This is a genomic window from Kitasatospora sp. NPDC001309 (assembly GCF_042896295.1).
Lineage (GTDB): Bacteria > Actinomycetota > Actinomycetes > Streptomycetales > Streptomycetaceae > Kitasatospora.
This window is the reverse complement of record NZ_JBIAXC010000061.1, coordinates 29,333-52,185: the sequence shown is the minus strand read 5'-3', so window position 1 is coordinate 52,185 and position 22,853 is coordinate 29,333. Positions and strand designations below refer to the sequence as shown.

General features: G+C 73.7%; 22 protein-coding genes. 7 read left to right on the top strand and 15 right to left on the bottom strand.

Annotated elements, in window-relative coordinates:
• The first annotated feature begins 194 nt into the window (after positions 1–194).
• Entirely contained in the window at positions 195–581 is a 387-nt protein-coding gene (locus tag ACFY2K_RS38850; protein WP_380522783.1) for a hypothetical protein, read from the top strand.
• 13 nt (positions 582–594) lie between these two features.
• Here the strand turns inward: ACFY2K_RS38850 and ACFY2K_RS38845 are convergent, their stop codons facing one another.
• From ACFY2K_RS38845 to ACFY2K_RS38795, 11 genes are all read right to left on the bottom strand, one after another.
• Positions 595–1,341 (bottom strand): sirohydrochlorin chelatase, encoded by a 747-nt coding sequence (locus ACFY2K_RS38845; protein WP_380522782.1) that lies wholly within the window; start codon positions 1,339–1,341, stop codon positions 595–597.
• 11 nt (positions 1,342–1,352) lie between these two features.
• On the bottom strand, positions 1,353–2,270 hold the full coding sequence (locus ACFY2K_RS38840; protein ID WP_380590838.1) for an ABC transporter permease: 918 nt from the start codon (positions 2,268–2,270) through the stop codon (positions 1,353–1,355).
• Positions 2,257–3,060 (bottom strand): ABC transporter ATP-binding protein, encoded by an 804-nt coding sequence (locus ACFY2K_RS38835; protein ID WP_375890137.1) that lies wholly within the window; start codon positions 3,058–3,060, stop codon positions 2,257–2,259. Before ACFY2K_RS38835 ends, ACFY2K_RS38840 begins: the two co-directional genes overlap by 14 nt.
• A gap of 162 nt (positions 3,061–3,222) precedes the next feature.
• Positions 3,223–4,392, bottom strand: a complete 1,170-nt coding sequence (locus ACFY2K_RS38830; protein ID WP_375890139.1) for an aliphatic sulfonate ABC transporter substrate-binding protein — start codon at positions 4,390–4,392, stop codon at positions 3,223–3,225.
• Positions 4,393–4,632: 240 nt separating this feature from the next.
• Positions 4,633–5,970 (bottom strand): sulfate adenylyltransferase subunit 1, encoded by a 1,338-nt coding sequence (locus ACFY2K_RS38825; RefSeq protein WP_387717345.1) that lies wholly within the window; start codon positions 5,968–5,970, stop codon positions 4,633–4,635.
• Entirely contained in the window at positions 5,970–6,926 is a 957-nt protein-coding gene (cysD, locus tag ACFY2K_RS38820) for a sulfate adenylyltransferase subunit CysD (RefSeq protein WP_375890142.1), read from the bottom strand. The genes ACFY2K_RS38825 and cysD overlap by 1 nt, the downstream gene beginning before the upstream one ends.
• A complete protein-coding gene (gene cysC, locus ACFY2K_RS38815; protein ID WP_375890144.1) occupies positions 6,923–7,519 on the bottom strand; it encodes an adenylyl-sulfate kinase in 597 nt (198 codons plus the stop codon). Before cysC ends, cysD begins: the two co-directional genes overlap by 4 nt.
• A 49-nt stretch (positions 7,520–7,568) precedes the next feature.
• Positions 7,569–8,273, bottom strand: coding sequence for a phosphoadenylyl-sulfate reductase (locus ACFY2K_RS38810; RefSeq protein WP_375890145.1), 705 nt, complete (start codon positions 8,271–8,273; stop codon positions 7,569–7,571).
• A complete protein-coding gene (locus tag ACFY2K_RS38805) occupies positions 8,251–8,433 on the bottom strand; it encodes a hypothetical protein (RefSeq protein ID WP_375890147.1) in 183 nt (60 codons plus the stop codon). The genes ACFY2K_RS38810 and ACFY2K_RS38805 overlap by 23 nt, the downstream gene beginning before the upstream one ends.
• A gap of 72 nt (positions 8,434–8,505) precedes the next feature.
• Positions 8,506–10,230, bottom strand: a complete 1,725-nt coding sequence (locus ACFY2K_RS38800; protein WP_375890149.1) for a nitrite/sulfite reductase — start codon at positions 10,228–10,230, stop codon at positions 8,506–8,508.
• A gap of 199 nt (positions 10,231–10,429) precedes the next feature.
• Positions 10,430–10,513: a putative leader peptide gene (locus tag ACFY2K_RS38795; RefSeq protein WP_310593185.1), complete on the bottom strand. Its 84-nt coding sequence runs from the start codon at positions 10,511–10,513 to the stop codon at positions 10,430–10,432.
• A 259-nt stretch (positions 10,514–10,772) separates the two neighbouring features.
• Here ACFY2K_RS38795 and ACFY2K_RS38790 point away from each other — a divergent pair, with 259 nt between their 5' ends.
• Positions 10,773–12,098: a YihY/virulence factor BrkB family protein gene (locus ACFY2K_RS38790; protein WP_387717342.1), complete on the top strand. Its 1,326-nt coding sequence runs from the start codon at positions 10,773–10,775 to the stop codon at positions 12,096–12,098.
• Between the two features lie 272 nt (positions 12,099–12,370).
• Here ACFY2K_RS38790 and ACFY2K_RS38785 read toward each other — a convergent pair whose 3' ends face one another.
• Positions 12,371–14,194 carry an FtsW/RodA/SpoVE family cell cycle protein gene (locus tag ACFY2K_RS38785; protein WP_387717340.1) on the bottom strand — a complete coding sequence of 608 codons (1,824 nt, stop codon included), beginning with the start codon at positions 14,192–14,194 and terminating at the stop codon, positions 12,371–12,373.
• 263 nt (positions 14,195–14,457) lie between these two features.
• Between ACFY2K_RS38785 and ACFY2K_RS38780 the strand changes: the two genes are divergently transcribed.
• From ACFY2K_RS38780 to ACFY2K_RS38765, 4 genes are all read left to right on the top strand, one after another.
• On the top strand, positions 14,458–15,489 hold the full coding sequence (locus tag ACFY2K_RS38780; protein WP_375890154.1) for a cytochrome c oxidase assembly protein: 1,032 nt from the start codon (positions 14,458–14,460) through the stop codon (positions 15,487–15,489).
• Positions 15,490–15,872: 383 nt separating this feature from the next.
• Entirely contained in the window at positions 15,873–16,994 is a 1,122-nt protein-coding gene (gene rsgA, locus ACFY2K_RS38775) for a ribosome small subunit-dependent GTPase A (protein ID WP_387717338.1), read from the top strand.
• A 282-nt stretch (positions 16,995–17,276) separates the two neighbouring features.
• Complete coding sequence (locus ACFY2K_RS38770) at positions 17,277–18,896, top strand: DNA-3-methyladenine glycosylase 2 family protein (RefSeq protein ID WP_380641309.1); 1,620 nt, start codon at positions 17,277–17,279, stop codon at positions 18,894–18,896.
• Positions 18,893–19,402: a methylated-DNA--[protein]-cysteine S-methyltransferase gene (locus tag ACFY2K_RS38765; protein ID WP_380398302.1), complete on the top strand. Its 510-nt coding sequence runs from the start codon at positions 18,893–18,895 to the stop codon at positions 19,400–19,402. Before ACFY2K_RS38770 ends, ACFY2K_RS38765 begins: the two co-directional genes overlap by 4 nt.
• 66 nt (positions 19,403–19,468) lie before the next feature.
• On the opposite strand, the gene ACFY2K_RS38760 is transcribed toward ACFY2K_RS38765, so the two are convergent.
• Both ACFY2K_RS38760 and ACFY2K_RS38755 read right to left on the bottom strand, forming a co-directional pair.
• The gene (locus ACFY2K_RS38760; RefSeq protein WP_380522772.1) at positions 19,469–19,978 is read right to left on the bottom strand and encodes a GNAT family N-acetyltransferase; all 510 of its coding nucleotides are present in this window, start codon (positions 19,976–19,978) and stop codon (positions 19,469–19,471) included.
• A gap of 44 nt (positions 19,979–20,022) precedes the next feature.
• Positions 20,023–20,541, bottom strand: coding sequence for a MarR family winged helix-turn-helix transcriptional regulator (locus ACFY2K_RS38755; RefSeq protein WP_380522771.1), 519 nt, complete (start codon positions 20,539–20,541; stop codon positions 20,023–20,025).
• Between the two features lie 144 nt (positions 20,542–20,685).
• On the opposite strand from ACFY2K_RS38755, the gene ACFY2K_RS38750 reads away from it, so the two are divergent.
• The gene (locus ACFY2K_RS38750; RefSeq protein WP_387717335.1) at positions 20,686–22,242 is read left to right on the top strand and encodes an MFS transporter; all 1,557 of its coding nucleotides are present in this window, start codon (positions 20,686–20,688) and stop codon (positions 22,240–22,242) included.
• On the opposite strand, the gene pth is transcribed toward ACFY2K_RS38750, so the two are convergent.
• Positions 22,229–22,813, bottom strand: coding sequence for an aminoacyl-tRNA hydrolase (gene pth / locus ACFY2K_RS38745; protein WP_380522769.1), 585 nt, complete (start codon positions 22,811–22,813; stop codon positions 22,229–22,231). The two genes, ACFY2K_RS38750 and pth, sit on opposite strands and share 14 nt — an antisense overlap.
• Between the last annotated feature and the right edge of the window lie 40 nt (positions 22,814–22,853).

Genomic DNA, 22,853 nt, shown 5'->3' with positions numbered 1-22,853 from the left:
CTCGTACTGGACGTACTTGGGCGATTCGGGCGTGCGTCCAGGCGGGATGCCCGGCGTCGCGCGCCTGGCAAGATCCGCCGGACAGGCCCTAGCCGTCACCCGCCCGAGTGGGTGCGGCTGGCCCGGCGTGCGGGCCGCTGGCACGCTGCGGCCCAGGAGACGGGAGAGGCCCGGTGGCTCGATGGGAGTGGTGGATGGCCGACGAGCCGGAGCTCGAAGCGAGCGCCGAGTACGGCGGGACGCGCGAACTGGCCGGGGGCCAGCTCATGGACGCCGAGCCGCCGGCCCCGGAGCCGGCGATGATCACCACCTGGCTGCGGCTGCCCAAGCCGGTGATGGACGAGGTGCGACGACGGGCGCAGGAGCGGGAGACCGAGCCGGGCGTCCTCCTCCGGGAATGGGTCGAAGCCACCGTCGTGGACCCGGGCGGGACCGTGCCACTGAGCGTGATCACCGCCGCCGTCGCGCGTCACCAGCAGGAGCATGCGGCCCGGACCGGTCGGCACTTCGAGCGGGCGCGGCACTGGGAAGCCGTCGAGATCGCCGCGTACGTGCACCGGGCGGAGACGGAGGCACGCTGAGCCGGACTCCGGCTCAGGCGCTCAGCGCCGGAACCGTTGCCGCCGCCCGACGGGCCTCGTCGTAGCGTTCCAGCAGCAGAGCGGCCAGCTCCGGGGCGGCGCCGAGGACGTCGGCGACCAGGTCCGCGCCCGCCGCAGCCGCCGCGATGCGGTCCGGCAGCAGGCCCGGGGCCAGCAGGTACGGGGCGACGGCGGTCCGCTCGGCGCCTGCCGCGCGCAGGGCGGCGAGGGCGTCGGGCACGCGCGGGCCCGCCGCCGAGGCGTACGCGACCTCGACGGCGGCCCAGCCGCGGGTGCGGCGCCACTCGGCGGCGACCCGGCGGGTGGCCGCGTCGGCGGCCGGGTCGGAGGAGCCGGCCGCGGCCAGCACCACACCCGTACGGGCGCGGACCGCCGCCGAGCCGACGTCGAGCCCGGCCCCGGCCAGCCGGCGGTCCAGGGCGGCGAGCAGCAGCGGGGAGGGGCCCAGCACGTCCGCCACCGGCAGGCCCGCGCCGGTGGCGCGCAGCGCGGCGGGGATGTCGTGCTTGGCGTGGAAGGCCCGGTTGAGCAGCAGCGGGACGGCCACCGCGTCCGCCGCCCGCCCGAACCGGCCGGACCGCCCGACCAGCTGGGGGATCCGCGGCGCGCAGTGGTCCAGGTAGGCGGTGGCGACCTCCAGGGCGGGCCGCTGGGCCCGCACCTCCCGGACCAGCGCGGCCACGGTCGCGGCGTGCCGCGGGTCGCGGCTGCCGTGGGCGATGAGCAGGAGGGCGGGCACCGGCGGCCGCCTCACTTGCCGGAGGCCAGCAGGCCGCGGTTGCGCAGCACCCGGCGTTCGACCGGGGTGAAGACGAGCAGTTCGATGGCGATGCCGACGAACAGGATCAGGATGATGCCGAGCAGCACCCCGGACATGTCGGAGAACTCGCGCTGGTCCTCCAGGAACCGGCCCAGGCCCCGGCCGAGGTCGGGGGAGGAGGCGACGAGCTCGGCGGCCATCAGGGAGCGCCAGGAGAACGCCCAGCCCTGCTTGAGGCCGGCCAGGTAGCCGGGCAGCGCGGCGGGGATGAGCACGTGGCGGGCGCCGGTCAGGCCGGTGGCGCCGAGGGTGCGCCCGGCCCGCAGGAACAGCGGCGGGACCTGGTCGATGCCGGCCACCAGCCCGTTGGCGATGGACGGGACGGCGCCGAGCAGGATCACCGCGTACATCATCTGGTCGTTGATGCCGAGCCAGATGACCGCGGCCGGCACCCAGGCGACCGAGGGCAGCGACTGGAGGCCCTGGAGGACCGGGCCGATCGCGGTGCGCACCGGCTTGACCCGGGCGACGACCAGGCCGATCGGGGTGCCGATGACGACGGCGAGCAGGAAGCCCGACAGGCCGCGCCAGACGCTGGTCCAGATGATCGAGAACAGCGTGCCCTGGTACCAGAGGTCCTGGAGGGAGTGCCACACGTCGGTGGGGCTGGGCAGCTTGTACGAGGAGGTGAGGTGCAGGCTGTACGCGCCCTGCCACAGTGCCAGCACCACCAGCACGCCGATCAGCGGCGGCAGGGCCTTGCCGCGCAGCACCTCGCCGAGCGAGCTGCGCCGGGCGGTGACGGAGTCGAGGGCGTCCAGGCCGGCGCCGACGTCGGCGCTGTCGGAGACGCCGTCGGAGACGGGGTTCTTGTCCAGGACGACGGGAGCGGTGTCAGTGCTGGCCATGGCGACGGATCTCCCCACGCAGTTCTTCGGTGATCTCGATGGACAGGTCGGCGACGCCGGAGGACTCGATGCGGCGCGGCTGCGGAAGGTCGATCCGCCACTCCCGGGCGACCCGGCCGGGGCGGGAGGAGAGCAGCACGACGCGCTGGGCCAGCCGGACGGCCTCGCGCACGTTGTGGGTGACGAACAGGACGGACAGCTGCCGCTCGGCCCAGATCCGGGTGATCTCGTCGTGCAGGACGTCCCGGGTGATGGCGTCGAGGGCCGCGAAGGGCTCGTCCATCAGCAGCACCTTGCTGCCCTGGGCGAGGGCGCGGGCCATCGCGACGCGCTGGCGCATGCCGCCGGACAGCTCGTGCACCCGCTTGCCGTACGCGCCGTTCAGGCGGACGAGTTCGAGCAGGCGCTCGGCCTCGGCGCGGCGCTCGGGGCGGGGGACGCCGGCCAGCTTGAGGGCCAGTTCGATGTTCTTCCCGGCGGTGAGCCAGGGGAACAGGGCGTGTTCCTGGAACATCAGGGCGGGGCGGCCGCCGGACACCTCGATGCTGCCGCGGGTGGGCGCGTCGAGGCCGGCGACCAGGTTGAGCAGGGTGGACTTGCCGCAGCCCGAGGCGCCGAGCAGGGTGACGAACTCGCCGGGCGCGACGTCGAGGGTGATGTCGTCCAGCACGTGGGTGGCGGCGCCCGGGCGGCCGAAGGACTTGTGCACGTGCGAGATCCGGACGGCGGGGGTGCCGCCGGTGGCGTCGGCGCCGGGGGCGTCCGCCGAGGTGGTCAGTGCCGGGGTCATCCGGGCACCTCCTGCGTGAGTGGTCTGGCGGTCTGGCGGTCTGGCGGGGCTGGCGGGGCTGCGGAGCGGGAGGCCGGGTCCGGCCCCGCCCGGCCCGGTGGGCATCGATCGGGGATCGACCGGGCGGGCGGGGGCCGGACCGCGGAGCTGCGGGGCGCCGGGCTACTTGGCGCCGAGTCCGGCGTCCGCCACGGGCGCCTGGCCCTTGGCCGCGAGGACCTTGTTCAGCAGGGTGAGGTCGTAGATGCCGTTCAGGTTGGGCTTCTTGAGGAGCCCGGCGGTGACGGCGTGGTCGGCCTCGGCCTGGAGGGTGTTCGCCAGCGGGTCGTCCAGGAAGTCGATGTCGGACCAGGCCGGGTCGAGGACGGCCGGCTCCAGCGCGTTGCCGGCCTCCTTCTTGATCGCCTCGTTGGCGTCGGCCTTGGCCTTGTCGGGGTTGGCCTTGATGAAGGCGTTGGTGTTCACCGAGCCGCGCAGCACGGCCTCCACCACGTCCGGGTGCTCCTTGAGGAACTTCTGCGAGACGATGATGTTGGTGATCACGAACTTCTTGTCCGGCCAGACGTCCTTCTCGTTGAGCAGGACCTTCGCGCCGAGGGTGACCAGCTTGGAGGCGGTGGGCTCGGGCACCCAGGCGCCGTCGATGGAGCCCTGCCGGTAGGCGTCGGGGGTGACCTTGTTGTCGGTGCGCACCACCGAGACGTCGCCCGCGCCGGACGCCGCGTCGACCTTGTAGCCCTTGCCGGCCAGGTAGTTGAGCAGCGCCACGTCCTGGGTGTTGCCCAGCTGCGGGGTGGCGATCTTCTTGCCCTTGAGGTCGTCCAGCGAGCCGATCTTCTCGGGGTTGACCACCAGCTTGACCCCGCCGGAGGCCGAACCGCCGATGATCTTCAAGGACTTGCCGTCGGACTTGGTGTAGCCGTTGATCGCCGGGGAGGGGCCGATCCAGCCGATGTCGATCGATCCGGCGTTGAGCGCCTCGATCTCCGCCGGGCCCGCGTTGAAGACCTGGGTCTTCACCTGGGTGGCGCCCAACTCCTTCTGGAATATGCCTTCCTGGAGTCCGACCAGCGGGGTGCCGTGGGTCAGGTTGGCGAAGTAGCCGATCTTCACCGTGTCCGCGGTGAGCTTGGGGCCGGACGCCGAGCTCCCCACGGTGGCCGCGGTGTCGGCCTTGGTGTCGGCCTTGGAGCCGTAGCTGCAGGCCGACAGCAGGGCGACGGCGGTCAGGCCGGCGGCGGCGGCCGCGGCCGTGCGTCTGATCCGGCCGGCGTTGGGGCGGGCGGGCCGATCGGAGGGGGTGCGGTACGAGGGTGCCTGGTGCGGTGCCATGGTGGGTCCTGTTCGCGGACGGACCGTCAGGAAGCGGTCCCGGGCGGACGGTGGGAAGGTGGCGCTTGCGGCAGGGGGTGTGCCGGGCAAGCCGGGCGGCCGTGGGGAGCGGCCCGGTGACGGGGCGTTCTCAGCCCCGTCGGCCCGCACATCGGGTCAAGCCGCCCTGGCCGCTGCCGAGGACGCCGCTGCCGATGCGGCCGCCTTCCTTGTCCATGCCCGAGAACGCCTCGCTGGGCATCAGACCCAGTCCTCCTCTTCGGGCGCGCCGGGCGCGCCGTCGGTGCGTACGGTGGCGAAGGCCTCGCCCGCCATGCCGGCGGTGAGGGTGGTGCCGTCGGCCGGGTCGATCAGCAGGAACGAGCCGGTGCGGCGGTTGTCGGTGTAGTCGTCGAGGGCCAGCGGCTCGGCGGTGCGCAGCTTCACGTGGCCGATGTCGTTGACGTTCAACCCCTCGGTGCCGGAGCGCTGTTCGAGGGTGTCGATGTCGATGCGGTAGGTGATCTCCTTGACGAGGGCGCGCACGGTGCGGGTGGTGTGCTTGAGCAGCACCTTGTCCCCGGCGCGCAGCGGCCGCTCGTTGAGGTGGCTGACGGTGGCCTCGATGTCCTTGGTGGGGGCGGGGGAGGCCCCGGCGGTGATGAGGTCGCCGCGGGAGACGTCGAGGTCGTCGGTGAGGCGGACGGTGACCGACTGCGGGGCCCAGGCGAGGTCGGCGGGGCGGCCGAGGGCGTCGATGGCGGCGACGGTGGTGGTGTGGCCGGAGGGCAGCACGGTGACGGGGTCGCCGACGCGCAGCACGCCGGAGGCCAGCTGGCCCGCGTAGCCGCGGTAGTCGGGGTGCTCCTCGGTCTGCGGGCGGATCACGTACTGGACGGGGAAGCGGGCGGGCTCCGCGCCGGGGTCGCTGCCGACCGGGACGGTCTCCAGGTGCTCCAGCAGGGTCGGGCCGCCGTACCAGTCCATCTGCGCGGACGGCTCGACGACGTTGTCCCCGGCGAGGGCGGAGATCGGGACGGCCAGCACGTCCTTGACCCCGAGCGAGGCGGCGTAGGCGGTGAACTCGGCGGCGATCGCGGCGAACACCGGCTCGGCGTAGTCGACCAGGTCCATCTTGTTGACGGCCAGCACCACGTGCGGCACCCGCAGCAGGGCAGCGACGGCGGCGTGCCGGCGGGTCTGCTCGACGACGCCGTTGCGGGCGTCGACCAGGACGACGGCGAGCTCGGCGGTGGAGGCGCCGGTCACCATGTTGCGGGTGTACTGCACGTGCCCGGGGGTGTCGGCGAGGATGAACCGGCGCCGGGGGGTGGCGAAGTAGCGGTAGGCGACGTCGATGGTGATGCCCTGCTCGCGTTCGGCCCGCAGGCCGTCGGTGAGCAGCGCGAGGTCGGGTGCCTCCTGGCCGCGGCTGCGGGAGGCGTGCTCGACGGCCTCCAGCTGGTCGGCGAGCACCGACTTGGAGTCGTGCAGCAGGCGGCCGACCAGGGTGGACTTGCCGTCGTCGACGGAGCCGGCGGTGGCGAAGCGCAGCAGGGAGGTGGCGCTGGTCCCGACGGTCGTGCTGGTGGTGCTCATTAGAAGTACCCCTCGCGCTTGCGGTCTTCCATCGCGGCCTCGGACAGCTTGTCGTCGGCGCGGGTGGCGCCGCGCTCGGTGAGGCGGCTGGCGGCGATCTCGGCGATCACGGCCTCGATGGTGGTGGCGTCGGAGTCGACGGCGCCGGTGCAGGACATGTCGCCGACGGTGCGGTAGCGCACCAGGCGCCGCTCGACGGGCTCGCTGTCCTTGGGGCCGCCCCACTCGCCGGCGGTCAGCCACATGCCGCTGCGGGCGAAGACGTCCCGCTCGTGGGCGTAGTAGATCTCGGGGAGTTCGATGCCCTCGCGCTCGATGTACTGCCAGACGTCCAGCTCGGTCCAGTTGGACAGCGGGAAGACCCGCACGTGCTCGCCGACGGCGTGCCGGCCGTTGTACAGCGACCACAGCTCGGGGCGCTGGCGGCGCGGGTCCCAGGCGCCGAACTCGTCGCGCAGGGAGAAGACGCGCTCCTTGGCGCGGGCCTTCTCCTCGTCGCGGCGCCCGCCGCCGAACACCGCGTCGAAGCGGTTGGTCTCGATGGCGTCGAGCAGCGGCACGGTCTGCAGCGGGTTGCGGGTGCCGTCGGGGCGCTCGCGCAGCCGGCCGTCGTCGATGAAGTCCTGGACGTGGGCGACGTGCAGGCGCAGGTTGTGCTCGGCGACGGTCCGGTCGCGGTAGGCCAGGACCTCGGGGAAGTTGTGGCCGGTGTCGACGTGCAGGAGGGAGAAGGGCACGGCGGCCGGTGCGAAGGCCTTGAGCGCCAGGTGCAGCATCAGGATGGAGTCCTTGCCGCCGGAGAACAGGATCACCGGGCGCTCGAACTCCCCCGCGACCTCGCGGAAGATGTGCACCGACTCGGCCTCCAGCGCGTCCAGGTGGGACAGCGCGAAGGGCCCCCCTGAATCCTGGCCGGCGTCCTGGGTGCGGACCGGGCTGTCGGTCGCGGTGGTCATGCCAGACCCCTCTCGGTCAGGAAGGCGTGCAGCTCGGCGGCGGACTCGGCGACCGCGCGGCCCTGCGTCTGGAGGCGCAACTCCGGTGCGGCCGGGGCCTCGTACGGGTCGTCGACGCCGGTCAGGCCGGAGATCTCCCCGGCGGCCTGCTTGGCGTACAGGCCCTTGACGTCGCGCTCGGCGCACAGCTCGACCGGGGTGGCGACGTGGATCTCCAGGAACTCGGTGCCGGCCGCGGCGTGCCGCTCGCGTACCGCGGTGCGGGAGTCGGCGAACGGGGCGATCACCGGGGCGAGCACCTTGACGCCGTTGGCGGCGAGCTTCTCGGCGACGAAGCCGATCCGGGTGACGTTGGTGTGCCGGTCCTCGCGGGAGAAGCCGAGGCCCTTGGAGAGGAACTCGCGGATCTCGTCGCCGTCCAGCACCTCGACCTTGTGGCCCTCGGCGCGCAGCCGCCCGGCCAGTGCGAAGGCCAGGGTGGTCTTGCCCGCGCTCGGCAGCCCGGTCAGCCACACGGTGGCGCCGCGCTCGCAGGGGGCGGCCGCGGGGGCCGCCTCTGCGGCTCCGTCGGCGGCCGGGGTGTGAGCTGTCACGGTTCGTTCCTTACGCGGTGGTTGACGGACGGTCAGGAGGCCGGGGGCCTCAGAGGTGGATGCCGCACTCGGTCTTGCCGGAGCCGGACCAGCGGCCGGCCCGGGCGTCCTCGCCCTCGCCCGGCTTGCGGGTGCAGGACAGCGGCGAGCAGCCGATGGACGGGTAGCCCTCCCACAGCAGCGGGTTGAGCAGCACGCCGTTCGCGGCGACGTAGGCGTCCACGTCCTGCTGCGTCCAGCGGGCGATCGGGGCGATCTTGACCTTGCGGCGCTTCGGGTCCCAGGAGACCACCGGCGTGTTCGCCCGGGTCGGGGACTCGTCGCGGCGCAGCCCGGTCGCCCACGCGTCGTAGCCGGCCAGGCCGCGGTTGAGCGGCTCGACCTTGCGCAGCGCGCAGCACAGGTCCGGGTCGCGGTCGTGCAGCCGCGGCCCGTGCTCGGCGTCCTGCTCGGCGACCGTCCTCAGCGGGGTGAGCGTGATGACGTTGACGGGCATGGTCGCGGCCACCGCGTCCCTGGTCCCGATGGTCTCCGGGAAGTGGTAGCCGGTGTCCAGGAACACCACGTCCACCCCCGGGAACACCGAGGACGCGAGGTGGGCGACCACCGCGTCCTCCATCGAGGAGGTGACGCAGAACCGCTCGCCGAAGGTGTCGGCGGCCCAGCGCAGCACCTCCTGCGGGGTGGCCTCCTCCAGCTCGCGGCCGGCCCGGACGGCGAGCTCCTCGTGGTCAGTCGTGGCCCGGTCGGTCATGCGACGCACCCCCGTTGGTCGGTGACAGCAGGCCGAGGAACTTCAACTGGAAGGCGCGGCGGCAGCCGTGGCACTCCCAGGCGCCGTGGCCGGCCTCGGACGGGCGCAGGTCCTCGTCCCCGCAGTACGGGCAGAAGAACGGCGCGGCTCGCTCACTCATCGCCCACCTCGCTCCGCTCGGCGTTCGCTTCGCGAACAACGCCCTGCCTACCGGTTCGCTCGCTGCGCTCGCTCACGACAGCTGCTCCTCGGTGGCGCGGGCCGTCCACTGGGCGAAGCGCTCGCCCTCGGCGCGGTCGGCCTGGTAGCGAGTCAGCACGCGCTCGACGTAGTCGGGCAGGCCGGCGCTGGTGACCTTGAGGCCGCGGACCTTGCGGCCGAAGCCGGCCTCCAGGCCGAGCGCGCCGCCCAGGTGGACCTGGTAGCCCTCGACCTGCTCTCCGTGCTCGTCGGTGACCAGCTGGCCCTTGAGGCCGATGTCGGCGACCTGGATCCGGGCGCAGGCGTTCGGGCAGCCGTTGATGTTGATGGTCAGCGGCTCGGCGAACTCCGGCAGGCGCTGCTCCAGTTCGTCGATCAGGGTGCGCCCGCGCTCCTTGGTCTCGACGATGGCGAGCTTGCAGTACTCGATGCCGGTGCAGGCCATGGTGCCGCGGCGGAACGGCGAGGGGGTGACCCGCAGGTCGAGCTCCTCCAGGCCGGCCACCACCGAGTCGACGTGCTCCTCGGCGATGTCGAGGACCAGCATCTTCTGCTCGGCGGTGGTGCGCAGCCGGTCGCTGCCGTGGGCGGCGGCGAGGTCGGCGATCCGGCCGAGCAGCTTGCCGTCGACCCGGCCGACGCGCGGGGCGAAGCCGATGTAGTAGCGGCCGTCCTGCTGCTTGTGGACGCCGACGTGGTCGCGCCAGCGGGCGGCGGGCTCGGCGGGCGCGGGCCCGTCGACGAGGCGGTACTTCAGGTACTCGTCCTCCAGGACCTGACGGAACTTCTCCACGCCCCAGTCGGCGACCAGGAACTTGAGCCGGGCGCGGTTGCGCAGGCGCCGGTAGCCGTAGTCGCGGAAGATGCCGATGACACCGCCGTAGACGTCGGCGACCTCGTCCAGCGGGACCCAGGCGCCCAGGCGCACGCCGAGCTTGGGGTTGGTGGACAGGCCGCCGCCGACCCACAGGTCGAAGCCGGGCCCGTGCTCGGGGTGGACCACGCCGACGAAGGCGACGTCGTTGATCTCGTGGGCGACGTCCAGCTGCGGGGAGCCGGAGACCGCGCTCTTGAACTTGCGCGGCAGGTTGGAGAAGTCCTTGTTGCCGATGAAGCGGCGCTGGATCTCCTCGATGGCCGGGGTGCCGTCGATGATCTCGTCCTCGGCGATGCCGGCCACCGGCGAGCCGAGGATGACGCGCGGGGTGTCGCCGCAGGCCTCGGTGGTGGACAGGCCGACGGCCTCCAGCTTCTGCCAGATCGCCGGGACGTCCTCGATCCGGATCCAGTGGTACTGGATGTTCTGCCGGTCGGTCAGGTCGGCGGTGCCCCGGGCGTACTGCTCGGAGACCTCGGCGACCGCGCGCAGCTGGGCGACGGTCAGCCGGCCGCCGTCGATGCGCACCCGGAGCATGAAGTACTCGGCGTCCAGCTCGTGCGGGTCCAGGATCGCGGTCTTGCCGCCGTCGATGCCCTCCTTGCGCTGGGTGTAGAGCCCCCACCAGCGCATCCGGCCGCGCAGGTCGGCGGGGTCGATCGAGTCGAAGCCCCGGTGCGCGTAGATCGTCTCAATACGTGTCCGCACATTGAGACCGTCGTCGTCCTTTTTGAACTGCTCGTTGGCGTTCAGCGGGGTGAAGTGCCCCATGCCCCACTGGCCCTCGCCGCGGTGGCGGGTCACCTTGCGAGCCGCGGCGGGGCGGGGCGCGACCGGGCGGTCGGCCGTGGGCTCGGCAGTCTCGGGAGAGGTGGCCATGGTGAAGTCCTTCTGGGCAGGTGGCGCTGGCGCCGGGTGGGTCGCGGGGCGTGCTCGGCCGTGCGATCGCTGCTGTGACCTGCGGGTTTCTCAGGGCCGGGAGAGCAGCTGACCGGGCCGGGCGGGCGCCTGCGCATCCGCTCGTGCGGGGATGGCGGGGTGGACGGCGCCGGGTGCGGTGGTGCGGCGGGGTGGGAGCTCAGGTCACCGGACAGATGGCGCTGGACACGCGAAGGAGATCGACGTGGAGTCGACCTACTAGGGTGGTTCCGGCGCTAGGCATGGCAAGAGATTCGCACGGCGCGGGACTCGCGGTCCACTAACATCCGCATACTGGACTCCGGAGTTTCGGCATCTGGGACACCCGGGCGTTCCCGCCGCTCCCGGCCGGGCCTCCTGACGGGCGCTCGGACCGCGGTCCGGTGCGGCGGCCGACGCGGCGGTGCGCACGTGTCCGGACGGCAGCCCGCACGGCCGGGGCGCACGCGCCCGCACCCCGGGGGAGATCAACCGGAGCGACCCGGCCCGATACCGTTAGCCCTGTGCAAGCAGCAGGCGATACGAGCAGACCGAACCCCGAACGGCCCTCCCGGCGCCGGGGCAAGGGCTCCCGGCGCGCGGCCAAACAGGGCCTGTGGCGCCGCACGGCGTGGGACTTGGTCAAGGACACCACCAACACCTGCGTCGAGTACCGGGTCACCGGCCTCGCCGCCGAGGCGGCCTTCTTCACCCTGCTGTCCATCCCGCCGCTGCTGCTCGGCCTCGCCGCCACCCTCGGCTACCTCGACGGGTTCCTCGGCGCGGGCACCATCGAGCGGCTCAAGCACGACATCGTCTCGGCCTCCGGAACGGTCCTGTCCGACTCCTCCGTCAACGAGGTCGTCAAACCGCTGCTCAGCCAGGTCTTCGACCAGGCCCGGCCCGACCTGATCTCGATCGGCTTCCTGCTGTCGCTGTGGTCCGGCTCCAGGGCCCTCTACATCTTCATCGACACCATCACCGTCATGTACGGGCTGGACGGCAAGCGCGGCATCGTCAAGACCCGGCTGCTGTCGCTCGGCCTCTACCTCGGCGCCCTGGTGATCGGCTCACTGGTGCTGCCGCTGCTGATGGCCGGGCCCGGACTGGTCGAGAACGCCGTCCCCGGCGCCGCCGGACTCGTCGGCGCCGCCTACTGGCCGGTCGCCATCCTGCTGCTGATCGTCTCCCTCACCACCCTCTACCACCTGGCCGTGCCGGTCTCCACGCCCTGGCGCGAGGACATCCCCGGCGCGCTGGTCGCCCTGGTGGTGCTCGTCTTCTGCAGCGTCGGCCTGCGGCTCTACCTGGTCAGCTCGGTCGAGGGCCCCTCGGTGTACGGCTCGCTGGCCGCGCCGGTGGCCGTCCTGCTGTGGATCTTCGTGGTGGCCCTCGCCGTACTCATCGGCGCCGCCATGAACGCCGCCATAGACCGCCGCTGGCCCACCCTGGAGACCGCCGACGCCCGCGCCGAGAACGAGCGCGCCCACGAGGAGGCCGCCGCCGCGGTGGTCCGCGAGGTCGCCGCCCGCCGGGCCGTCGAACGGGCCCGGCGCGCCCGCGAACTCGGCCTGGCCGAGGGCGTCGAGGAGGAGTGGGGCGAGGAGGACGGCGACGACGTCGACGTGCCCGCCGAGTACCCCGAGCGGTGGGCCGACGTGCTGGCCGCCGACAACGTGCGCGCGCGGCTCACCGCCCGGCCCGGGCCGCACCACCGGCCCGCCCCGCCGCCGCCGGACAGCGACCGGCCCTCCCCACCGCCGCCGGAGCCGCCGGGGGCGGGGCCGGGGGCGGAGCAGGTGCCGGGGTACCCGCCCAGGCCGCCGCGGCCGCCGTGGGAGCAGCGGTAGCGGCGCGCTAGTGGCACGGTAGGGGCACGGCCGTGGCGGCGGCGTCGTACGGGCAGGGCCTCCCTCGCGGGTGCGGGGGAGGCCCTCTGCGTTGCCGGTCGCGTTGTCGGTTGCGCTGACGGCGGTCGGCCGGTGTTCGACTTGTGTACGAATCGTGCCGAGGGCGGTCCGGGCCGGTCTGCGGGGGCCTGGGGCACCTTGACGGGATTTTGACGGGAGCTCGGCGGCCGGTCGGTGGGGTGTGCCGGTGGGGCCGGGGTGTGCCGGTGGGGTCAGCCGATCGTCGGGTTCTGCGGGTACGGGGGCTGCTGCGGGTGGCCGTAGCCGTGGGTGGACTGCTCGTTGATCGGCGGGTAGCCGTACGACGCCTGCGCTCCACCGTGCTGCGGACCGCCGAACTGCGGACCGCCGTACTGGGGGGTGCCGGGCAGCGTTCCGCCGTGCTGCGGTCCGTCGGGCCGGGGCGCGCCGGGCGCGTGGCCGAAGGAGGGGCGCAGCTCGGTGGGGGCGCCCGGGTCCGCGTGGCCGGGGCCGGGCGGCGCGGACGGCGCGGACGACGGGCCCGCCGGGTCGGGCCCGGTGCCCGGCAGCGGGTCCAGGCCCGCGGCCAGCGGTTCGCCCGCCCCCAGGGTCCCGCCCGGGGCGGCGGAGGCCGGGGTGCCGGCCGCCGCCCGCTCGGCCGGGACGGCCTGCGCCGGGAGCGGCTCCGGGCTGGTCGGGGCCGGGTCCATGGCGGTGCGTCCCGAGGAGTCGCTCAGCTTGATCAGCAGGGCGACCATCAGCCAGTTCGCCAGTAGGGAGGAACCGCCGGCCGCCAGGAAGGGCAGCGCCTTGCCGGTCAGCGGGACCAGCCCGCTCACGCCGCCGACCACCACGAACACCTGCAGTGCGAGGGCCGCCGACAGGCCGGTGGCCAGCAGCTTGCCGAACGGGTCGGTCAGGCCGACCGCGGTGCGCAGCCCGCGCTGGATCAGCAGCACGTACACCAGCAGGATCGCGGTCACCCCGGCCAGGCCGAGTTCCTCGCCGATGGTGGTGAAGATGAAGTCGCTGCGCCCGGCGAAGCCGATCAGCCACGGCCGGCCGGAGCCCAGGCCGGTCCCGGTCATGTGTCCGGTGCCGAGGCTGAACAGCGCCTCGGCGGGCTGTGCGGAGATCGCCTGGTTGTTGACCGGGGGAAAGTAGTCGAGCGGGTGCAGCCAGGCCTCGACGCGTCCGTGCACGTGCGGCTCCACGGTGCCGACCACGGCCGCGCCGCCGACCGCCATCAGCAGGCCGAGCACCACCCAGCTGGTGCGCTCGGTCGCCACGTACAGCATCACGACGAAGACGCCGAAGAAGATCAGCGAGGTGCCCAGGTCGCGTTCGAAGATCAGCACCATCAGGCTGACCGCCCAGATCGCCAGCACCGGTCCGGCGTGCCGCCCGCGCGGGAGGGTCATCCCCCAGACCTTCCGCCCGGCCAGTGCCAGGGCGTCCCGGGAGGCCATCAGGTAGCCCGCGAAGAAGATCGTGATCGCGACCTTCACGAACTCGTCCGGCTCGAAGGAGGGCAGCCCGGGGAGCTTGATCCAGCGCTTGGCGCCGAAGCTGTCGGTCGGCGAGAAGATCGGCGCGGTCAGCAGGATCAGCGCGCCCGCCATCAGCACGTAGACGTAGCGCTGGAAGAAGCGGTGGTGCTTGACGAAGACGATCAGCGCGAGCGCCGCCGCCACCGCGATGAACGTCCACATCAGCTGGCCCGGCGCGGCCGGGAGCTTCTGGTAGTCGCCCTTGGCGGCGTGCGCGGCCTTGTAGCTGAAGTCCAGCCGGTCCAGCAGCACCAGCCCGAAGCCGGTCAGGAACACGCCCAGCGGCAGGATCAGCGGGTCCGCGTACGGTGCGAACCGGCGCACCGCCAGGTGCGCCACCGCGACCAGCGCGCCGAGGGACAGGCCGTGGACGAGGAGCCCGGGCGGCAGCTTGTCGGTCATCGCCAGCGAGGCGTCGATGTGTCCGGCCAGGCAGACGGCCACCGCGAGCGCCAGCAGGCCCAGCTCGATGTTGCGGTGGCGCGCGGCCAGCCGCCGGCCCTCGCCGCGTGCAGTGCTTTGCACCTCTTGTCGTCCCCTTGCTGTCACCCACGTGGCCGGTATCGCCGACGGTGCATCCTGCCAGACGGGAGCGGGCTCGCGCCGGTTGCGCCTCCGGGGTCGCCATGGGCAGAACTTTGCCTGGGCAAAGCTTTGTTCGGCTTTGGCAAAGCTTTGTTCAGGTCCGGGTATAGAGGTGGGCCCCGGCTGCGGCGGACGGCGTCGGGAAGGCCATCATGGCCGGGCGCCGCGGCCCCTGCGGCGGTAGGGATGAGGTGGGCGGACGGATGAACGGCGCGGTGGACGGCGCGTTGGCCGGCGGGTTGGCCGACGGGGCCCGGGTGCTCGCGTACGGCGGCCCGCCCGCGTGGCAGTGGTCCGACCTGGCCACCTCCTGGACCTTCGAACCGGTGGTGCTCGCCCTGTCGCTGCTGCTCGGCGGCTGGTACCTGGCCGCGGTGCGCACCGCGAACCGCGGCGACGGCGCCCGCTGGCAGCCCACCCGCACCGCGGCCTTCCTCGGCGGGCTGCTGCTGTGGATCTGGTGCACCTGCTCCGGCCTCGGGGTGTACGAGCGCGTCCTGTTCACCGACCGGGCCGTGCAGGTCGTGCTGCTGCTCATGGTCGTCCCGCTGCTGCTCGCGCTCGGCGCCCCCGTCTCGCTGCTGGTCCGGTCCTCGCCGGAGCACCGGCGGGAGCGGATCCTGCGGGCGCTGCGCAGCCGGCCCTCCAAGGTGCTGATGTTCCCCGCCGTCTCCACCGCGCTGCTGATGGCGCCGCCGTGGCTCCTCTACTTCACGCCCTGGTACGAGTGGTCGGTCTCCAGCGGCGTCGGCAACCTGGTGCTGCACCTGGCGCTGGTGCTGCTGGGCCTCGCCTACTTCTGGCCGCGACTGCAGCTCGACCCGGTCGGGCACGAGTACCCGCACCTGGTCGGGCTGTTCATCACCTTCGCCGAGGTGATCTTCGACGCGGGGCTCGGGATCGTGCTGATCTACGGCGGGCACCTCGTCGCCGAGCACTACTACGTGGCGCTCGGGCGGCCCTGGGGGCCGAGCCTGGCGCAGGACCAGACCTGGGGCGGCAACGCCTTCTGGGTGCTGGGCGACCTCGTCGGCCTGCCGTTCCTGGCCGCGCTGGTGCGGCGGATGGTGGTGCAGGGGCGCGAGGAGATCAAGGCCGTGGACGCCGAGCTGGACGCCCGCTTCGAGGCGCAGGCCGCGCAGGACCGGGCGGCGGGGCGGCCGGAGGAGGACGAGGGCGGGATGCGGCCGTGGTGGCTGGACGACCCGAACCTCAAGCACCGCTACGGGGGGTAGCGGCGGGTCGGTGCGTCGTGCGTCGTGCGTCGTGGGTCCTCTGTCGTCCGTCGTGCGTCGTCTGTCGTCCGTCGCGCATCGTCCGTCGTGCGCCGTCCTGCGGCCGGGCCAATGTTGGCCCGCTGCAACCCCTCCCTGCCGCATTTCCGCAGGTCAAAAATAGGTTGGCCCCAACCGCCCGCCCCGCTAGCGTGTGACACATCGGTTCGGGGGCCATTGGGCCGCCCGAGGAGTAGAGAGCAGGAGGTGAACCCCGTGGTCGTTGTCGCCCCGATAGCTGCCCTGGGCAGCACGCGCGTTCACCTCCTCTTCCCGGCCGCCGGCTGAGCCTTCCGCGCCAGCCGTAGCCCGCCGGGACCATCTCCTCCCGAAGGGCCACTGCGTTGTTCAACGCTGCCTCCACTTCGCTGTTCTCCTCCTCCTTCCCCACCGAGAGTTCCCCGCTGGCCCGCTACGGCTGGACGCCCGAGCTCGACGAGCTCTTCGTCCCGCTCGCCGAGGCCGGCCTGCTCCCCGCCCGCATCACCCGGGTCGACCGCGGCCAGTGCGACGCCGTCCTGGCCGACCCGGAGACGGGCGAGCTGCGCACCCTCCGGCTCGACACCCGGCCGGTGGGCGACGCCGACATGATCAACTGCCCCTGCACGGGCGACTGGGCCGCCGTCGACCTGCACGCCCAGCCGATGGCCGCCGTCTCCGCGCTGCTGCCGCGCTCCACCGCGATCATCCGCAAGGTGGCCGGCAAGCGCTCCGACGGCCAGGTGCTGGCGGCCAACGTCGACACCGTACTGATCGCCGCCTCGCTCGCGGCCGATCCCGACCTCGGGCGGATCGAGCGCTTCCTGGCCCTGGCCTGGGAGTCCGGCGCTGAACCGCTGGTCGTCCTCACCAAGGCCGACCTGGTCGACGACGCCGAGTTCATCCGGGCCGACGTCGAATCCGTCGCACCGGGCGTCACCGTGCTGGTGGTCAGCGCGGAGAGCGGCGAGGGCATCGACGTGCTCCGCGCCTGCGCCCCCGGCACCACGGTGCTGATCGGCCAGTCCGGCGTGGGCAAGTCCACGCTCACCAACGCGCTGGTCGGCGCCGACGTGATGACCGTCCAGGAAGCCCGCGAGGTCGACCAGAAGGGGCGCCACACCACGACCACCCGCGAGCTGATACCGCTGCCCGGCGGGGGCGTGCTCATCGACACCCCCGGGCTGCGCGAGGTCGGCCTCTACGGTGGCGAGGGGGTGGACCTGGCCTTCGCCGACATAGCCGAGCTGGCCGAGGGCTGCCGCTTCCACGACTGCAGCCATCACACCGAGCCCGGCTGCGCGGTCCGCGCGGCGCTGGAGGACGGCACCCTGCCGCAGCGCCGGATGGACAGCTACCTCAAGCTCCAGCGCGAGAACGAGTGGATCGCCTCGCGCACCGACGCCCGGGTCGCCAAGGCCCGGCTGAACAAGTGGAAGGCGATCACCAAGTCGATGCGTGCGGCAGGCGGTCCGGTGAAGCGCTGACCGGATCCGTCCTCGGCGCAGCGGTTCAGCAGCTCCATGGCCCAGCGTCCGCCCGGCGAGCCCGGGCGTGACGTCCCGCACTGACCGGTCGGCCGGCGGCCGGCCAGTGCGGGGATGGGCCGAGGCGGAGCCGTGCGAGCCGGGCGGGGCCGGGCGGGGCCCGGTATGGAGCCGGGTTTGGAGCCGGGCCCGGTGGTGGGTGTGTGGGTGGGTGGGTGGTGGGTGGTGGTGGCGGCGGGAGGGTGGGGGAGGGGGGAGGGGAGGGGGAAGCCCCCAACGGCAATGTCCGATTCCCGCCAGTCACCCCTCGTCCGATCCCGCAAACTGGACAACGTGATCGACGACGACATTCGGTACCGAGCCGTGGACAGCCGCGACGCCCGCTTCGACGGCGTCTTCTTCACGGCGGTCACCTCCACCGGCATCTACTGCCGGCCGAGCTGCCCCGCCGTGACCCCCAAACGTGCCAACTGCCGCTTCTATCCCAGCGCCGCGGCCGCCCAGGGCGCAGGCTTCCGAGCCTGCCGCCGCTGCCGCCCGGACTCGGTGCCGGGCTCCCCGGAGTGGAACCACCGCGCCGACCTGGTCGGCCGCGCGATGCGCCTGATCGGCGACGGCGTGGTGGACCGCGAGGGCGTCGCGGGCCTGGCCGACCGCCTCGGCTACAGCGCCCGGCAGCTCCAGCGCCAGCTCACCGCCGAGCTCGGCGCCGGTCCGATCGCGCTGGCCCGGGCCCGCCGCGCCCAGACCGCCCGGCTGCTCCTGCAGACCACCGAACTCCCCGTCACCGACATCGCGTTCGCGGCCGGCTTCGCCTCCGTCCGCCAGTTCAACGACACCGTGCGCGAGGTCTACGACCGCACCCCCAGCGGCCTGCGCGCCGAGGTGGTGTCCGGCCGCCGCACGGCGACCCCGGCCGGTGGGCTCACCCTGCGCCTGGCCTATCGCGGCGCGCTGGACAGCGACCACCTGATCGACTTCCTGGAGCTGCGCGCCGTCCCCGGCGTGGAGGAGGTGGTACCCGGCGCGCGCCCCGGTGTGCGCACCTACCGGCGCACCCTCGCGCTCCCGTACGGGCACGGCATCGCCGAGGTCGACGGCCTGGCACCGCAGGACCCGCGCACCCGCGGCTGGCTCGACTGCCGCCTGCTGCTCGCCGACCTGCGCGACCTGCCGACCGCCGTCCAGCGCCTGCGCGGCCTGTTCGATCTGGACGCCGACCCGGACACCGTGGACGAGCAGCTCGGCGCCGATCCGGTGCTCGGCCCGCTGGTCCGCGAGCGCCCCGGCCTGCGCTCGCCCGGCCACGTGGAGCCGCACGAGCTCGCCGTCCGTGCCGTGCTCGGCCAGCAGATCACCGTCGGCGCCGCCCGCACCCTGGCGGGCCGGCTCGCGGAGAAGTACGGCGCCGCGCTGCCCGAGCCGAGCGGCGGACTGCGGCTGCTCTTCCCCTCGGCGGCGGTGCTGGCCACCGCCGACCCGGAGGACTTCGCGATGCCCGCGGCCCGCCGCCGGGCGCTCACCGGCCTGTGCGCCGCGCTGGCGGAGGGCGTGGTGCGCCTGGACGGCGGCGTCGACCGGGAGGAGGCCGCCACCCGGCTGCTGGCGCTGCCCGGCATCGGCCCCTGGACGGTCGGCTACCTGCGGATGCGCGCCCTCGCCGACCCCGACGTCTTCCTCCCGACCGACATCGGCGTCAAGCACGGCCTCCTCCGGCTCGGCGCCCCCGGCGACGCCAAGGCTGCCGCCCACGCCGCCGAGGCCTGGGCCCCGTGGCGCTCCTACGCCGTCCACCGCCTGTGGGCCGGTCCCGCGAGCGCCGACAGCACCAGCACCATCCTCAGCACCAGCACCAGCACCAGCACCAGCACGAACACCGGAACGGAGAACGACCCGGCATGAGCACCACCGTCTACACCACCATGGAGAGCCCGTTCGGCCCGCTGCTGCTCAGCGGCGTGCTGCCCGAGGACGGCGGTCCCGCGGCCCTGGCCACGGTCACCGCGCCCGGGCAGAAGTACGCGCTGGCCGAGCCCGCCGACGACTGGGAGTACGACCCCGAGGCCCTGGCCGAGCCGGTCGCCCAGCTGACCGCCTACTTCAAGGGCGACCGCACCACCTTCGACTTCCCGCTCGCCCCCGAGGGCACCGAGTTCCGCCGCCGGATCTGGGCCGCGCTGGACGAGATCCCGTACGGCACGACCGTGACCTACGGCCAACTCGCCGAACTGGCCGGGCAGTCGCCGCGGACGGTCCGGGCGGTCGGCGGCGCGGTGGGTGCCAACCCGCTGCTGATCGTGCGCCCCTGCCACCGGGTGCTCGGCGCCGGCGGCGCGCTCACCGGGTTCGCCGCGGGTGTGGACCGCAAGCGCTGGCTGCTGGAGCTGGAGAGCGGCACCCTCTTCTGAGACACCCGTGCCCGGAGGCCTCAACCCCGCAGGCCCCACCCCCCGCAGGTCTCAACCCCGCAGGTCTCAACCCCGCAGGTCCACCCGCCAGTTGTTGCTGCGCATGAACCGACCGGGCGGGAACTCGAACTCCGTCTCGCCGAGCAGCGTGAACCCGGCCTTCGCGCAGACCGCGTTGGAGGCGGGGTTGTCCACCGAGGGGAAGGCGTGCAGGAAGCGGTGCGCGGCCTCGCGCCGGGCGGCGGCGACGGCGGCCCGGGTGGCGGTCACGGCGATGCCGCGCCCCTGGTGCTCGGGCAGCACGTTCCACCCCATCTCGTGCACGGTCCCGCCGTCCCAGCTGCGGGTGCCGTAGCCGACCGTGCCGACGGCCTCGCCCTCGGGCAGCAGCACGATCCGGTACATGCAGCCCAGCCCGGACGGGACGAAGTCCAGGTAGCGCCCGTGCCGGACGAGCAGCTGCTCCTCCGTCTCCGGCCCGCCGACGTGCTTCTTCATCTCCGGGGTGTTCACCCGGCGCAGCAGCGCGAGGTCGGCGTCCGTCCAGGGTTCGAGCTGTACCTCGGTGGTGGTCATGCCGGGGACGGTAGCGCCCGCCGGACCCCGTCCACCAGCGGTTTTCACCCGCCCGCGGGCCCCTCGGGGCCGACCGCCCCGGGCTCGGCGAGGGCGCGGGCGAGCCGGTCCAGCGCGGGCAGGGCGTGGACGACGGTCGTGCGGTCGGCCGGGTCGAGGGTGCCGAGGGCGGTGGCGATGCGGCGTTCGTGGGCGTGCTGCCAGTCGTCGAGCTGGAGCCGTCCGGCGGGGGTGAGGGCGATGCGGGCGGTGCGCCGGTCGCCGGGGTCGGCCTGGCGGTCGACGAAGCCGGCTTCCAGGAGCTTGCCGACCAGGCCGCTGACGGTGTTGGGGGCGAGCCGCTGGCGGGCGGCGAGTTCGCCGACCCGGAGCGGGGCGGCGGCGAGCGTCTGGAGGAGTTCGACCTGCGCCATCGGCAGGGACTCCCAGGGGTAGTCGGTGCGGATGCTGCTGCGCAGGGCGCGGCGCAGCCGGGTGACGGTGTCGGTCAGCCGCCGGGCGTGCTCGACCGCCGGGTCGGGGCTTTCGGTGGCGGGGTCGGGAACGTGTGGTGACGACGGCATGGCGGACAGCGTATCGCCTGGTACGGGGCGTTCCCGGGGCGCTGTCCGGTCCTCGGACGCGGGGTGGGCGCCCTGCGAGATGTTTCGTATCGCAGGGCGAGCAAGTCGTAGCAAGAACATATCTGCATCCGATATATTCGTGGCATGAACGCCACCGCCTTCACCGCGCGCCTGCTCACCGAGCGGGCCCGGCCCCGCGGCATAGCCGGCTGGCGCCACGCCCACTGGCTGGCCGTCGGCACGGTCTGTCTCGGTGCCTTCCTCGGCCAGCTCGACGCCAGCGTCATCGCCCTGGTCTTCCCCGCCCTCGGCCGCCACTTCGGCGCGGGTTTCGCCGCCGTCGAATGGGTCGCCCTCGCCTACCTGCTCGTCCTGGTCGCCCTGCTGGCGCCGGTCGGCTGGCTGTCCGACCTGGTCGGCCGCAAGACCGTGTACATCGGCGGCTTCGCCGTCTTCGGCCTCTCCTCCCTCGGCGCCGGACTCGCCGGCAGCCTGTGGATCCTGGTCGGCTGCCGGGCCGTACAGGCCGTCGGCGCCGCGATGATGCAGGCCAACAGCGTCGCCCTGGTCGCCCGCGGTGTCCCCGAGCACGCGATGCGGCGCGCGCTCGGCATCCAGGCCGCCGCCCAGGGGCTCGGGCTGGCGCTGGGGCCGAGCCTCGGCGGGCTGCTGGTGGAACACGCCTCCTGGCAGTGGGTGTTCTGGGTCAACGTGCCGATCGCGCTGTTCGGCATCGTGGCCGGCTGGTACCTGTTGCCCCGCACCCGGACCGCGGCCGACGGGCCGACCACCGTCCCCACCACCGTTCCCGCACCTCGCGGTTCCGTACCCCGAGGCTCTGCACGCCGCACGTCCTCCGAGCCCCGCTTCGACCTGCCCGGCATGCTGCTCCTCACCGGCGCGACCACCTCGCTGCTGCTCGCCCTCTCCACCGCCTCCGGCCTGCCGCTGCCCGGCTGGGCCGTGGTCGTCCTGCTGGCGGCCGCCGCGGTGCTCACCCTGGCACTGGTGCGCCAGGAGCGGCGGGCGGCCAGGCCGGTCCTGGCACCCGGGCTGGTCAACACCCCGGGTGTGCGGTCCGGGCTGGTGGTCGCGCTGATCGGCTACCTGCTGCTGTTCTGCCCGCTCGTACTGGGCCCGGTGCTGCTCACCGGCGCGGGCGTCTCGACGGCGGCCGCCGGCCTGGTGGTCACCCTGCTGCCCGCCGCGTTCGCGGTCGCCGCGACGGTCGGCGGTGAGTTGCTGCCCCGGGGCTGGTCGGACGTCGCCCGGTGCCGCGCCGGGGCCGGCCTCGCCGCCGCCGGGCTGCTGCTGTTCGCCGTGCTGCCCGCCTCGGGCGCGGCGGTGGCGGCCCCGCTGCTGGTGGCCGGCTACGGGCTGGGGCTGCTGCTGCCGGCCAACAACGCCCTGGTGATGCGGGCGGTCCCGGCGGAGTGCTCGGCCGTCGGCGGCGGCATGGTGAACATGGCGCGCAGCCTCGGTACGGCGCTGGGCATGGCGCTGTCGGTCCTCGGTGTCCACCTGGCGGGCGCGGCGTCCGGTGGGCGGACGGTGCTGGTCGCCCTCGCGGCGGTCGCGGTGGCGGCCGTCGCCCTGACCCGCCCGACCGCGCGCCGGGACGGCCCGGACCGAGCGGGCTTCGACCCGCACGGCCCCGGGCGGAGGGGCCCCGGCGGCCCGGAGGGCCTCAGGGCGCGCTGATGTTCAGGGCATCCTGGGCCCGGTTCAGGCCGAGCCGCACCAGCGTCTCCAGGGCGTTCGCGCAGCGCTCCAACACCTCTGGCATCGCGGCCAGTTCCTCGTCCGTGAACTTCTTGAGCACGTAGTCGCCGACACTCTGTCCCTTCGGTGGGCGGCCGATGCCGAAGCGCAGCCGGATGAAGTCCCGGGTGCCGAGCACGTCACCCACCGAACGGACCCCGTTGTGCCCGCCCGGCCCGCCGCCGCGCTTCAACTTGCCGGAGCCGTAAGCGAAGTCCAGGTCGTCCTGGACGATCACCAGGTGCTCCACCGGCACCCCGTACCGGCGCATCAGGCCGGACACCGGCCGACCGGACAGGTTGATGAACCACTGCGGCTTGGCCAGGAGCACCCGCCGCCCGTCCAGTTCGATCTCCGCGACCGTGCCGCCGATCCCGCGCCGCCGGAACCGGGCGCCGTGCCGTTCGGCCAGCCGGTCCACGGTCAGGAACCCCGCGTTGTGCCGGGTCGTCCGGAACCAGGGGCCGGGGTTGCCCAGTCCGACGATCAGCCAGGGCGCTTGAGGGGTCATGCGGGAACTCCAGGTGCTGTGGAACGGCGGACGGCCGGGG